We start from the raw sequence: 14,049 nt of genomic DNA, 5'->3' as shown, positions 1-14,049 counted from the left end.
CTCCGTTATTGAGCTTGATCGGCTTTAGCAGACGATTGAATTTCAGATGGGTTCACAGGTGCACCAGGGCGGATTTTTTGTAAACCTTCAACTATTAACTTATCGCCATCACTTAGGCCATCAGTAACAAGCCAATCAGAACCAATAGTTCTATCTACTTTTAATACGCGGCTTTCTACTGTATTGTCTTTACTGACAACCATTGCTGTTGGTTCGCCTTTTGAATTACGGCTAACGCCACGTTGCGGTACTAAAATCGCATCCGCTTTAACGCCTTCAACAATAGATGCACGTGCATACATGCCTGGTAATAATAGCTTTTCAGGGTTAGGGAACTTAGCGCGCAAAGTTACAGAGCCGGTACTTGGGTCAACAGTCACTTCTGAGAACTGCAACGTTCCTTTGTGAGAATACGCCGAGCCATCTTCCATTATTAATTCAACATCTGTTTGGCTGTTTGCATCAATACCTAAACGGCCAGATGCAATCGCTTTTTTAAGTTGCGTCAACTCATTACTTGATTGTGTTAAATCGATATAAATTGGATCTAACTGAGTTACTGTAGCAAGTGCTGTACTTTGATTGGCACTTACAAGTGCACCCACTGTTACGCTTGATTTACTAATTTGACCACTAATAGGAGAAGAGACGTGGCTGTAATCGAGATTAATTTGCGCTGATTTTAACTGCGCTTTAGCTGTTAATAATTCAGCATTAGCTTGCTTGTATGCGGCATCTGCTTCATCAAAATCTTGTTGGCTCACGGCTTTAATTTTTAAAAGTTCTTTATAACGCGATGCTTTTGATTTAGAGCTGGCAATGCTTGCCTCTGCGCGCGCTACGCTTGCTTCACTTGCTGCTAAGTCTGCTTCAAATGTAGCAGGGTCTATTTGATACAGTGCTTGGCCTTGTTTAACCTCATTACCTTCAACAAATAAACGAGATTGCACAATACCACTTACTTGTGGACGAATTTCAGCAATTTGAAATGCACTAATACGACCAGGAAGTTCTTTTTTGAGAGTAAGCGCTTGGCTTTTTACTGTAATTACACCCACTGGGACAGCTTTAGGAGCTGAAGCTTGTGACTGCTCAGCAGCCTGATCACAACCAGTTAAAGCAACAGAACCGACGAGGGCTGACAATACAAATAAAGCGATGCGGGAACGCTGCATGTTAAATACCTTTTAGTTTAGAGTGAACGATCATTCTAAATTAAAATGCGCTGATAATGAATCTTAATAAGGAGAAATTTACACAAACTTACACTATTGAATACAATATACGCCTTAGGTAGCATTTAATGTTAATTTGATGAAAATAGAATCAAAGCTGTTTGAAAATAAAGCAATTAAACAGATTGAAATAACCACTCATTTTAAGCACAGAACTTTTAAATAGGCACAAAAAAGCCAAGCAAAAACAGCTTGGCTATTTATATAAACGACTATCTTACTTTTTTAAAGGGGGTTGTCGTTCTGTGGATTAATAACTCTTGAAACTAACAACTGCTCTACCCTAATGCCCTCTACATCAACAACTTCAAACTTAAAGCCTGAAAAAGTTAAATGCTCTGCACGTTTAGGGATTCGCTTCATACTGTAAATTAAAAATCCAGCGACAGTTTCATAGTGCATCTGATCAGGAAATTCTTCTATATCAAGTACCTTTGCTAAATCGGTAATTGGAGTTAACCCATCTACAAGCCATGAATTTTTATCGCGCTCTATAATTAATTCATCACCTTGATGAGTAATTAAATCCCCCATAAACCCTTTCATTAAGTCTTTAACCGTTACAATACCTACCGAAAGCGCGTATTCGTTTACGACAACAGCAAATGGCTTTGCTGCGCTTTTAAACGCATTTAAGGCTTCTGATAGGCTTAATGTTTCCGGTAAGTAAAAAACATCTTTATCAATCAGCTCATCGTTTATATTGGCGGCTTCGCCTTTTAGTACTTGTCGTAAAATATCTTTAGATTCAACAGAGCCATGCAATTTATCTAAATTTCCTGACACTACTAAAAAGTGATTATGAGGGTGGTCAATAATTTTGGTCGCAATATCATGGCTAGATTCGTTTAAATCAAAATAGACAATTTGGTCGCGTGGCGTCATTACGCTTGATAAAAACCGCGCTTCTAGGTCAAACACATTACCAATGAGTTCATACTCTTGCTTTTGCAAACTACCATATGCAGCACCCGCTTCCATCATGGCAACAATGTCCTCAGTTGTAACGTTGTCTTCTCGCTCAGCGGGCACTTTAAATAAGCGCAGCACAAAGTTAGTTACCCCATTAAAAAACATCACTAGCGGAGTTAAGGCAAAGGTTACCCAGCGCATTATTGTAACGACTCTAACAGCGACAGCTTCTGGCATGATCATCGCTAAACGTTTTGGCATTAAATCGGCGAACAAGATAAACAGAGATGTAATAGTAAAAAATGAGAATAAAAAGCTAATTTTTTCTAAGTGTGCACCTTGATAAAAAAGCACTAAAACACTTTCAACATAAGGCGATAAAGCCTGCTCGCCCACAATACCACCCAAAATCGCAATCGCGTTGAGTGCAATTTGGATCATGGCAAAAAAAGCCCCTGGATTTTCTTGTAGCTTTAATACCGCTGCTGCTTTTATATTTCCTTCATCTGCCATTACCCGCAGTTTTATTTTACGCGACGCTGCAATTGCTATTTCTGACATAGCAAACAACGCACTGATCAAGATCAATAAGCTAATCCCGATTAAATCACCCATTTAACGCTCCAATAAGTTAGCGCTTTTTTAAACAAAAAGCAGCTGGATTATAATCGGTTTTTTAAACGCAGCAATTTATATTTACGAAATATATTTAAGCTATTAATTTTCAATTATTTAAGAGGTAAAACAGTGAGTTTAAAGTGCTTAAATTTTATTAAAGGCAACTTTTAATTGAGAAACTAAAGCCGGATCCATATTTATATTACAGGCAAAAAATAACGGAGACTGAGTTGTGTTTAAATCAAGTAATGGTTCTAGTAACTCAAGCTTAGGCTCTGTTTTAACTCGATAGTTAAATTGCTTTTTGTTGAGGATAACAAAATCAAGTATATGGTGACGAGTGCTTATGAGTTTATCTATTTTATCTAGGCTATCGATGAGTAATAAATGCTTGCTTTCACTAAAGCCCCTTTCAAGCAAATAATGATGACTAAAGTTATCACGCAGTACTGCTATTTTGTATTTTTTAGCATCATTGAGTGTGTTTAACTTTATACCTCTGGATTTTAGACCATAAATGGCAGAGTCAAAGCTTTCCAGTTCGCCTACCCAGTTAAACTTACTTTCTCTATTAGGTAATCGAACAATCGAAAATATACAGGTGTTTTTATCGCGTAGCGCTGCATTGTAGGATATGGCCCAACTATGCGCCAACATAGTGTAGTTTATACCTGTACCTTCTAGCGCTTTATGAACTTTTTCGACAGAGCGGCCAACGAGTTTGTTATCTTCATTAATATACTGAAAGTCCGGAAATACTTCCGTTACAATTGTAATTTCAGCTGCATCAACTTTAATACAGCTAATGAACAATAAAAAGATCAACAATTTCATCTAGCGAGGCCTCAACTAACTCATTATATGTATTTAATAAATATAGCTGAGGCTTTATGAACTGCTAGTTTTTAGTCATGTGATGCACACTTATACGCTGATAGTGCTAGTATTTATAGCTTCTACAGCTTACTTGTTCATTGCACTAATTAAAAAGGCTGAAATTTTAGCGCCTTCTCTAAGTGTCGTTTCTGAGCTTGATTGGCCAACTAAAGAGCTGTCGGTAAATGGCGCTATCTCCATCATATCTGCACCCGTAATAGGAAACTCATCCGCAATGGCTGATAAAATATCAAGCGCATGCTGAGGCGTTAAACCGTGATGCTCTGGCGTACCTGTGGCAGATGCAAACTCTGCATCAAGTGCATCAATATCAAAGCTTACGTATATTTCATCAACGTTATCGGCTTTTAACTGTGCAATAGCGTCGGCAGCAACCGCTGCTGCGCCGCGTTCAATGATTTCATGTGCCCAGTGCTGTTTAACACCAAAAGTATTTTCCCAATGCGCTTTAGGCTTGCCACTTGAGCGTATACCAAATTGTATTAAATGATGCGGCGCCGGTAAAAACTCTAATATATGTGTACACCACGAGCCAAAACATAAATCAATACCTAAGCGCTCCACAAGTAAATCGGTATGCGCGTCAAAGTGAATAATAGCCGTGCGCTTACCTTGCTCACGTTTAGCTTTTAAGTACGCTTTAGTAAGTGGGTAACTAATTGAGTGATCGCCACCAATACCAAATAATCCCTTATCTTTAAACGTTGCGTAAAAACTGTCGCATACATCCTCAGTGATTGATAACGGGCTTACGTAATAGTCGTTATCTTCATCACCATATAAGGCTTTTTGGCAATTAGAAATGGTTGCATCATTTAGGTATTTGTCATGAAGTAAATGTGGGATCACACGTACATCACCCAAATCAAACGAATGACACTGCGGTTGCTGATCAATTAATGCTGAGCGTACAAACAGTGGCCCCCAGTTTGCGCCGCGTAATATCCCACCGCCACAGTCTGAACTAATACCTAACATAACGGCTTTATGTGGTGAGTTTGGTAATTCGTTTAAAGACTCGCGCCACAAGTTATCAACGTTTTCAGTTTGTCCGTAAAGTTTATTACGCAGTGCGGCTTTGCGCTCTTTTGCAGTATTTACTGTGTATACGCCATCGCCCGGTGCGCACAAACAGTGCTCAACTTTGTTTTTAAATGCTTCAAATTGTGTGCTCATAATAAACTCCTTCGGTTTTTATTCTGTACGTAGCTAATTAGTTTTGATTACTTTTGATTAGTTATGCAAAATCACTAAAAATGCCTAAACTTCAAATAAATGCCACTTTGCTAAATAAGTCAGTGCTTAATATAAGTAAACACGTTAGTTTTTACGTGTTCACCACAAGGGTAAGCTATTGAATTTATTTGATATTAATGAAAATTTGTAATCATTCATTTAATCGTAGTTACGCGCTTGAGTGATACTTATTATGTCTGCTTGAACATGTCAACAGCGCAACAAGGCTACGTATATAAGTACTTGAGTGAATATTCATAGTTGGTGAATAAATCAAATTAGCCCTTAAAATTATTAAGGCTTTATTGGAAGAGTTAAGACAAAACGGACAATCGTCCTGTACTTGATAAACGTTTCTAGCAATCATGCTAGATTGACAACAAATTATTATAAAAGGCTTAGCTATGGAAAAGGTATTTCACTTAGGACTATGTATTGACGATCTTAAAGGTGCAAAACTTGCGATTGTACCGGGCGATCCAGATCGTGCAGCACGTATTTCACAATTCCTAGACAACCCAACCTGCCTTGCTCAAACTCGCGAGTTTCATGTTTATTTAGGTCAATTAAACGGCCACTCTGTGGTTATATGTTCTACAGGTATTGGTGGTCCATCTACGTCGATTGCAGTAGAAGAATTAGCACAACTTGGCGTGCGTAAATTTTTACGTATTGGTACAACCGGTGCAATTCAGCCACACATTAACGAAGGCGAAATTTTAATTAGCCAAGCGTCTGTACGTTTAGATGGAGCTAGCCAACATTTTGCACCACTTAGCTACCCTGCTGTATCTGACTTTTATGCAACACAAGCTATGGTACAAGCATGTAAAAACCTAAATATCGATTTTCATATTGGTATTACTGCATCAAGCGATACATTCTACCCAGGGCAAGAGCGTTACGATACGCACTCTGGTTACGTTCCTAAATCACTACAAGGTAGCTGCGAAGAGTGGCAAAAATTGGGCGTGATGAACTACGAAATGGAATCGGCAACATTATTTACTATGTGTGCAGCCCTGGGATTACAAGCAGCATGTGTAGCTGGCGTACTTGTTAACCGTACTCGCCAAGAAATACCAAATGTAGACCACGGTGAAATTGAGCGTAAATCTGTAGCAGTAGTATTAGAAGCAGCTAAAGTATTACTTGATTAATACAGGTTATAGCAGTCAGTGAGTGAGTTAATTCGATAGAATGGCTCGCTTTAATAAAGCACAGCGCCGGCTGTGCTTTATTGTATGCAAGCCACTATTTAAGTGGTGCGCTAATTACTTTAAGTGCTGGTAAATGCGTAAAACTGGCAAGTACAGCTTTTGCCACTTGCGACTGGTTTTCACGACCCGCTGTTTCGAGCAATGTTATTCCCTTCACCGTACTTTCGTTAAAGCTAAGCCCAGCTAAAAAAAACTGACTTAGTGCACTTTGTAGTGGCGATAAACTTGGACTGTAAGCTGCATTTTCGGCGTAACTTCCGTAAAAATCACCATCACTAAATGTACTTATTTTTACGGCGCTAAAGTTTTGGCTGTAAGGCACATACGCATTAAGTGCAAAACGCGCAAGGGTTTCATCAAGGCCATCAAAGCTAAAATTACCTTGCTGTGGTTTTGGGTTAAACAAGCTAAATTCGTTACCTAAATCGGTAGGTCCAAATGAATGCGGTAGTAATTCAGCAAGTTTAAATTGCTGATCAGGAAGTAAAATATCAAACTCTTTCGCATCAGCGAGTTCGTTCATAAACTGGCGACAATACCCACAAGGCGCATCGCTAATAGCAATTTTAACTATTTTTTTAGCGCCGTTTAACCATGCGTTATTTATAGCCGATTGCTCTGCATGAACCACTAAACTCAATGCTTGATGATCAAACTCTACATTTGCACCAAAGTAAAAGTTTACCTCACGCTTTTCATCAAGTGCTTTAACAATTGCGCCTACATGAAAATCTGACACTGGCGCAACAGCATACTCAGAAGCTAAAGGTACTAAACCTTGTAGTAATACATCATCAGACACATTGAGTTGCGCGCATAACGCTTTAATATTATTAGAATTTAATATGCCACGTTGTGATTTTAATTGACTACGTAATGACGCTGTTTGCGCTACGCTTAATGTGAAGTGCGAATTTGTAAGTGCTGTATCTTGCTGTACAGTAAAAGTTGCTGAAGCCATAATATTTTTTAATTATTCAATGGCTAAGTAGTTTAAAAGGTTAGGGTGTTAAATACCAGCCTATTTAACGCAAAAAAAGGGAGCACATCGCGTGCTCCCTTTTAATACCAATAGGTATACCTAACAAATTAAAGTGTTAGCCGGTATTACGCATACCTGCAGCTATACCTGTCATCGTGATCATTAACGCATTATCAATGTCACCTTCGTTTCGTTTTTCCTCTGAGCGAGCACGGCGTAAAAGCTCAACCTGTAATAGGTTAAGTGGATCGGTGTACGGATTACGTAAACTAATCGACTCCTTAATCCAAGGTTGTTCGGCAAGTAGGCTTTTTTGTGGGCTAAGTGATTGCACCAAGCTAATGGCTTCTTGAAGCTCTTTACGAAGTGTTACACCCAATGGTTTGTACATATCTTCCACCAGCGCATTATCGTAATGCTCACTCAACCAGCAATCGGCTTTACTAAATACCATTTCTAGCATTTCTAGGCGCGATCTAAAGAATGGCCACTGTAGGCTCATTTCGTTTAGGGTTTCTGCGCCGTACTTATTAAGCGCAGCTTTTAAGCCAGTTAACGCACCTAACCATGCAGGAAGCATTAAACGGTTTTGGCTCCACGCAAAAATCCATGGAATAGCACGCAGGCTTTCAACGCCACCATTAGGATTACGTTTTGCAGGACGCGAGCCAAGCGGCAACTTAGACAACTCAAGCTCAGGCGTTGCCATTCTAAAGTAAGGTACAAAGTTTTCATCGTGGCGAACTACATTACGGTAGTGTTCACACGACTCCTCACTTATTAGCTTCATTACTTCGCGCCACTGAGGTTTTGGTTCCGGCGGCGGTAATAAGTTACTTTGTAGTACTGCGCCTGCGTAAATATTTAAGCTTTGCAGTGCTACATCGGGTAAACCAAATTTAAAGCGAATCATCTCGCCTTGCTCGGTTACACGCAAACCACCTTTTAAAGAGCCTGGCGGTTGTGAATGCAGCGCTTGTGCAGCAGGTGCGCCACCACGCCCTACTGTGCCACCACGTCCGTGGAATAAAATAAGTTCAATACCACGCTCATCAGCAAGCTGCACTAATTTATCCATAGCTTCGTACTGCGCCCAACCTGCTGCCATCATGCCGGCATCTTTAGCAGAATCAGAGTAACCAATCATTACATTTTGGGTGTTTTTAATGTGCCCGCGATACCAAACATTATCAAGTAATGTAGTAATTACATCACTGCCTGCGTTTAAATCGTCGAGTGTTTCAAATAACGGTGCTACTGGTAAATCAAAGCTACAGCCGCTTTCTTTTAGCAATAATTGTACTGCTAAAATATCTGATGCTGTTCGCGCCATCGAAATAATATACAAGCCAAATGTTTGTTCGTCTTGCTTAGCAATAACGTCAAAGGTGTCTAGCACTTCTTGAACATCAGGGCTTGGTTGCCAATGTTTTGGAATAAGCGGTCTGCGAGAGTTAAGTTCAGTAAGTAAAAAAGCTTGTTTATCTTGCTCTTGCCATTGGTTGTAGTCGCCTAAACCTAAATAACGAGTCAGCTCAGAAAAAACATCGCTGTGACGAGACGAGTCTTGGCGCACATCGAGTTTAGCTAAACGCAAGCCAAAGCTATTAATACGGTACAGTAAATCAAGCAATAATCCATCAGCAACTACTTTCATATTACACTTTAATAACGAGCGGTAGCAAACCTCTACAGGGTGCTTAAGCTGATTAATATCGGTAATTAAATCTTGTGAATCGCTACGCTTATTTTTAATTTTAGCGCCCAAGTGAGCCACGGTCTCTGCAACTTGGTTTTTAAGCTTTTTGATCACCGCTCTGTATGGTTCAAAGTCTTGACCTGCCAACTCAATAAGCTCATCACTGGCGTCTGACATAGATAATTCAGCGCATAACGTTTTTAAATCTTGAATATATAAGTTAAGCGCCATCCAACGACCATGGTCAAGCACCTCTGCTGTAACCTGCGATGTTACAAATGGATTTCCATCACGGTCTCCACCCATCCAAGATGTGAACTCAATCGGGCTGTAATCTTTTGGTAGCTCTAAACTTAATTGCTCTTTAACATTGGCTGAAAATTCACGTAAAAAGCGCGGAACAGCGTGCCAAAGACTGTTTTCGATTACCGCATAACCCCATTTAGCTTCATCAACTGGCGTTGGGCGAGAGCGACGAATGTCGTCGGTATGCCAAGCCTGGCTAATAAGCTGTTCAATACGATTTAAAATAGCATCTCGCTCTAGCGGTAAGTTATCTTTTCGCTCTAATGACGCTAAGCAATCACTTAGTTCAACATGTTTGTTAATAATAGTACGGCGCGTCACCTCGGTTGGGTGGGCGGTTAATACTAAGTTTATGTGGAGTTTTGAGAGTGTTTCGGCCAAATGATTACTATCTAGCTGGCCTTGTTCTGCTTTTGTAACTAACGTTTTTAATGTTTGAGTGAGAGGGTTTTGTTGACCAAGGCCAACGTCATTAAAACGCGAAACGGTATGAAATTGTTCTGCTACATTAGCAAGGTTTAAAAAATGATTAAATGAACGGGCAACCGGCAAAAGCTCTTCATCACTAAGCGCATGTAAAACGTCTATTAGCGCTTGTCTGTCGTCTTCATTACCACTGCGAGATGATTTAGATAAAGCCCGAATTTCTTCTACTTTATCTAAAATAGCTTGGCCTTGAGCATCCTTAATAGTTTGTCCTAGTAATTGCCCAAGTAAATTTACATTACCTCGCAAGGCGGCATATTGTTCACTCATTTCTCATTCTCCTTTGTTTCGTAGGACACTATTAATATCATCATGAAGAGATATTTAATAGATCCATTTGCAATGTCTTGTCGTAAAAAAGTATATATAAAATAATCACAAAGCAATTACATGATCATTTTTTACGATGGAAACTGCCCTCTTTGCAGCACCGAAATGCAGCAACTAAAACACGCAGACTCTAAAAATCTAATTACGCTTGAAGATCTTAACGCGAGCGACTTTAGTGAACGCTACCCGTATATTGATAAAGACAAAGCAATGAACTATCTGCAAGCCCAAAAGCAATCAGGTGAAATGATTTACGGGCTTGATGTAACGTACGAAGCATGGAAAATAGTGGGCAAACACAGCTGGTTGAAAATTTTTCGCTTGCCAATAATTCGCTTTTTCGCTGACTGCGGATACCTGTTATTTGCTAAGTATAGGCACCCCATCAGTCGCTTTTTAATGCCAAATACTCAGTGCAGTAACGGCCAATGTGGACTAAAAGCAAAAGGTGATAAATGAAAACCATTGTTTTATTCGGCGCAAGCAGTGCCATAGCAAATGCATATATAGAACATTTGCAAATAAACACGCCTACTCATCAGATTGTTTGTATTAGTTCAAAAAGTATTGAATCTGACTCAAGTTTTGTCCACCTGTATACTGACTACACAAAACAAAGTTTAGCGCGCGTTACTAATTACCTAAAAGAGCAAAGTGCCGATATACAACAAGTTATTATATTCAATGGTACACTGCACAACGAAACCCATATGCCCGAAAAAAAGCTGGAGGATTTAGACGCTGAGTATTTTAGCCAACTTCTCAATTCAAACACCCTAACTCCCCTACTTTGCTTGCAGAGTATTTTGCCGCTCTTAACACATAAAACGCACTGTACTATTACAGCACTCAGTGCGCGTGTGGGCAGCATTAACGACAATAAATTAGGCGGTTGGTATACGTATCGCGCCTCTAAGGCTGCTCTTAACATGCTATTTAAAACCGCAGCGATTGAGCTTTCACGCCGAGCTAAAAATACCAAGCTCGTTTTATTTCACCCAGGGACTACTGATACTGCGCTTTCAAAGCCATTTCAAAAAAACGTACCCGCTGGAAAACTCTTTACAGCTGAATTTGTAGCTAAGCAGCTATTTACACTTACTTTTAATAACCTTCATTTAGAACTCAATGGTGAGCCTGCCTACTTAGATTGGCAAGGCGAAACCATACCGTGGTAAGGACCTTTAATGCATTTTACTAAAGAGCGCATAAACGCACTTGAAAAACACACTCGTACTCATTTAATTAATTCGCTTTCGGGTTTTAAAAGCGCCAACTTAATTGGCACGCAAGACAAACAAGGCAATACTAATCTCGCCATTGTTAGCTCTGTTATTCATTTAGGTGCTCACCCGCCGCTAGTTGGCATGATAATGCGCCCAAATAGCGTGCCTCGCCATACGTTCGAAAACATAAACGAAACCGGTAGTTACACCATTAACCAGGTTAATAAAGCTATTTATAAGCAAGCTCATCAAACATCAGCCCGCTACGACAAAGGCGAGTCAGAATTTGCAGCGACAGGTTTAACGCCCGAATACTTAAACGACTTTGCAGCGCCTTTTGTTAAAGAAAGCCGCTTAAAGTACTCGGTTAAATTTGTAGAAAACCAACATTTAGCCATCAATGGCACAGAGCTTGTAATAGGTGAAATCACTGATGTGTATTTAGATGAAGTAGCACTTCAAAGTGATGGCTTTTTAGATTTACAGGCTATTGAAACGGTGGCAGTAACCGGGCTTGATAGCTACCACACAAGTAATAAACTAACTCGTTTACCTTACGCTAAAAAATAATATGCCATTTTAAGAGGCTATAAACTAATAGCCTCTTATCGCATAACATTGAATTTTACCTTGGTATTAATCACACTAGCTAAAAATCCAAGGAGAAAAATATGACCACCATCGGTATTGGTACACAATCAAGCGAGCAAGCGCTGGCAAGCCTAAGTAACATGACGCAAACGCTGACCCCTATCGCAGCTGACGAACATTTAGAGCGCATAGCCAAGGCTCAAGCGTATATGCTAGCAAACAACATAGATGCAATTTATTTAAACGCTGGCACCAACCTTACCTACTTTACAGGCATGAAATGGTACGCGAGCGAACGTATGGTTGGCGCGATATTACCCGCCCTTGGTGAAGTACAATACATTGCGCCTTATTTCGAAATTGGTTCACTAAACGGGTTTAAAGTAATAGATGGGCCTATTCATGGGTGGCAAGAGCACGAAAATCCTTATGCACTTTTTGTCGAAGTATTAAAAAAGTTAAACATTAATGAAAACGCAACCATTGGCATTGATGAAAGCGCACAATTTTTTATATTCGACGGCATTAATAAAGCACAAACGGGTTTAACCCTCATAAATGCACAACCTGTAACGGCGCATTGCCGTATGCATAAATCAATTCACGAGCTTAGCTTAATGCAGCGCGCGATGGATATGACCTTAGCCGTGCATCAAGCCACAGCAAGCATGCTTTATGAGGGAATAACCACCACCGAAGTAGAAGCTTTTATTAAGCAAGCACACCAAAAAGTAGGTGCGCCAGGTAACTATTTTTGTATTGTTTTATTTGGTGTTGCAACGTCTTTCCCGCACGGTGTTAAAAACGCCCAAGTACTTAAAAAAGGCGATATGGTACTAATTGATACTGGCTGTAAAGTACACGATTACCTATCAGATATAACCCGTACCTATGTATTTGGCGAACCAACAATGCGCCAACGTATGTTTTGGGATCATGAAAAAGCAGCGCAAATGGCCGCGTTTAATGCAGCTAAAATTGGTGCTACGTGCGAAGACGTTGACGCGGGCGCACGTAACTATTTAGCAGCGCAAGGGTTAGGCCCGCAGTACCAAACACCGGGTTGCCCGCATCGAACTGGTCACGGCATTGGGCTAGATATTCACGAATCGCCATATTTAGTTGGCGGTGATAAAACCCCACTTGCCCCAGGCATGTGCTTTAGTAACGAGCCAATGTTAGTTATACCCGATGAATTTGGCGTGCGTTTAGAAGATCATTTTTACATGACCGACAACGGCCCACATTGGTTTACACAACCAAGTTATAGTATTGACGACCCATTTGGCCTTAACGCTTAAAACTGAATACTTTCAAGAGCAGCTGCTTAGCTGCTCTTTTTAGTTTGGTATTGATAAAGTGCAGTTCATCCCAATATCCCCTGTTATACCAAAGCAATCCTCAAAAGGATAAATATGAAAAACTTTAAAATTGATATCGTTTCAGACGTAATGTGCCCTTGGTGTATAGTGGGTTATAAAAACCTAGAAACTGCACTAGAGCAACTTAAAGACGAGATGAGTGCAGATATTACGTGGCATCCTTTTGAGCTAAATCCTGACATGCCGCTTGAAGGTCAAAATTTAAACGAGCACCTAATGCAAAAGTACAACCTAAGCGAAGAGCAAGGCGATGAAAATCGTAAAAACATGTTCGAAGCCGGTCAGCGTGCTGGGTTTACCTTTAATTTTGATGGCAAACGCATCATGATCAACAGCTTTGATTTGCATCGTTTACTAATGTGGGCACGTGAAGAAGGTAAGCAAACGAAGCTAAAACTCGCCTTTTTTGAAGCGCACTTCACCGATTTAAAATACTTAAACCAAGAAGATGCTCTGCTTGATGTAGTAGCAAGTGTTGGCCTTGATAAAGAAGAGGCACGTAGTATTTTACACTCAGATAAATACGTACAAGACGTACGCCAAGAGCAAGACAACTTTAAACAGATGGGTATTACGTCAGTACCTACGTTTATCATAAACGATAAATATGCACTTACTGGCGGACAACCAAGCGACTCATTCATTCAAGCACTAAAACAAATTAGTGAAGAAGAAGCCAAGGAAGACGCTTAATATACAAATATAGTTTAAAATTAAGAAAGGCTGCACATTGCAGCCTTTCTTGTTTATTCATCAGTTCAAAAACAATACAAATTTATTATTTACCTTGAATCTCTTTTGGTGTGTAGTGGTCAATAAAATTTGGCCACAGTTTTAGAATCTTGATATCTAACCTCAGATTCATTTGGCGCTAAACCGGCATTATAATGATGCGGCCTAACGTTGTTGTAATATCCGTTGATATAATC

At 39.9% G+C, this 14,049-nt stretch carries 12 protein-coding genes; 6 read left to right on the top strand and 6 right to left on the bottom strand.

Annotated features, from left to right (window positions below; all coding sequences use genetic code 11):
* Window positions 1-5: 5 nt before the first annotated feature.
* The 4 genes from H5159_RS14405 to H5159_RS14390 all read right to left on the bottom strand — a co-directional run bounded on the left by H5159_RS14405 (window position 6) and on the right by H5159_RS14390 (window position 4,838).
* Window positions 6-1,175 carry an efflux RND transporter periplasmic adaptor subunit gene (locus H5159_RS14405; RefSeq protein ID WP_182712341.1) on the bottom strand — a complete coding sequence of 390 codons (1,170 nt, stop codon included), beginning with the start codon at window positions 1,173-1,175 and terminating at the stop codon, window positions 6-8.
* A gap of 285 nt (window positions 1,176-1,460) precedes the next feature.
* Window positions 1,461-2,762, bottom strand: coding sequence for a hemolysin family protein (locus H5159_RS14400; RefSeq protein ID WP_002959027.1), 1,302 nt, complete (start codon window positions 2,760-2,762; stop codon window positions 1,461-1,463).
* A gap of 147 nt (window positions 2,763-2,909) precedes the next feature.
* A complete protein-coding gene (locus H5159_RS14395; RefSeq protein WP_002959026.1) occupies window positions 2,910-3,599 on the bottom strand; it encodes a transporter substrate-binding domain-containing protein in 690 nt (229 codons plus the stop codon).
* A 129-nt stretch (window positions 3,600-3,728) separates the two neighbouring features.
* On the bottom strand, window positions 3,729-4,838 hold the full coding sequence (locus tag H5159_RS14390) for an arginase family protein (RefSeq protein ID WP_024605708.1): 1,110 nt from the start codon (window positions 4,836-4,838) through the stop codon (window positions 3,729-3,731).
* 464 nt (window positions 4,839-5,302) lie between these two features.
* On the opposite strand from H5159_RS14390, the gene udp reads away from it, so the two are divergent.
* Entirely contained in the window at window positions 5,303-6,058 is a 756-nt protein-coding gene (gene udp / locus H5159_RS14385) for a uridine phosphorylase (RefSeq protein WP_007375563.1), read from the top strand.
* Between the two features lie 94 nt (window positions 6,059-6,152).
* On the opposite strand, the gene cdd is transcribed toward udp, so the two are convergent.
* Window positions 6,153-7,079 carry a cytidine deaminase gene (gene cdd, locus H5159_RS14380; RefSeq protein ID WP_182780486.1) on the bottom strand — a complete coding sequence of 309 codons (927 nt, stop codon included), beginning with the start codon at window positions 7,077-7,079 and terminating at the stop codon, window positions 6,153-6,155.
* 136 nt (window positions 7,080-7,215) lie between these two features.
* Complete coding sequence (ppc, locus tag H5159_RS14375) at window positions 7,216-9,861, bottom strand: phosphoenolpyruvate carboxylase (protein ID WP_002959021.1); 2,646 nt, start codon at window positions 9,859-9,861, stop codon at window positions 7,216-7,218.
* A gap of 120 nt (window positions 9,862-9,981) precedes the next feature.
* On the opposite strand from ppc, the gene H5159_RS14370 reads away from it, so the two are divergent.
* From H5159_RS14370 to H5159_RS14350, 5 genes are all read left to right on the top strand, one after another.
* Complete coding sequence (locus tag H5159_RS14370; RefSeq protein ID WP_002959020.1) at window positions 9,982-10,380, top strand: thiol-disulfide oxidoreductase DCC family protein; 399 nt, start codon at window positions 9,982-9,984, stop codon at window positions 10,378-10,380.
* Window positions 10,377-11,099 (top strand): SDR family NAD(P)-dependent oxidoreductase, encoded by a 723-nt coding sequence (locus H5159_RS14365; protein ID WP_182780485.1) that lies wholly within the window; start codon window positions 10,377-10,379, stop codon window positions 11,097-11,099. Before H5159_RS14370 ends, H5159_RS14365 begins: the two co-directional genes overlap by 4 nt.
* Before the next feature lie 9 nt (window positions 11,100-11,108).
* Window positions 11,109-11,717, top strand: coding sequence for a flavin reductase family protein (locus tag H5159_RS14360; RefSeq protein ID WP_182780484.1), 609 nt, complete (start codon window positions 11,109-11,111; stop codon window positions 11,715-11,717).
* Between the two features lie 101 nt (window positions 11,718-11,818).
* Window positions 11,819-13,039 (top strand): Xaa-Pro peptidase family protein, encoded by a 1,221-nt coding sequence (locus H5159_RS14355; protein WP_182780483.1) that lies wholly within the window; start codon window positions 11,819-11,821, stop codon window positions 13,037-13,039.
* Between the two features lie 114 nt (window positions 13,040-13,153).
* On the top strand, window positions 13,154-13,813 hold the full coding sequence (locus H5159_RS14350) for a DsbA family oxidoreductase (RefSeq protein WP_182780482.1): 660 nt from the start codon (window positions 13,154-13,156) through the stop codon (window positions 13,811-13,813).
* Window positions 13,814-14,049 lie beyond the last annotated feature (236 nt).

The sequence above is a fragment of the Pseudoalteromonas sp. SG43-1 genome, assembly GCF_014164415.1.
Classification (GTDB): Bacteria; Pseudomonadota; Gammaproteobacteria; order Enterobacterales; family Alteromonadaceae; genus Pseudoalteromonas; species Pseudoalteromonas distincta.
This window is presented reverse-complemented; position numbering and strand designations above follow the sequence as displayed.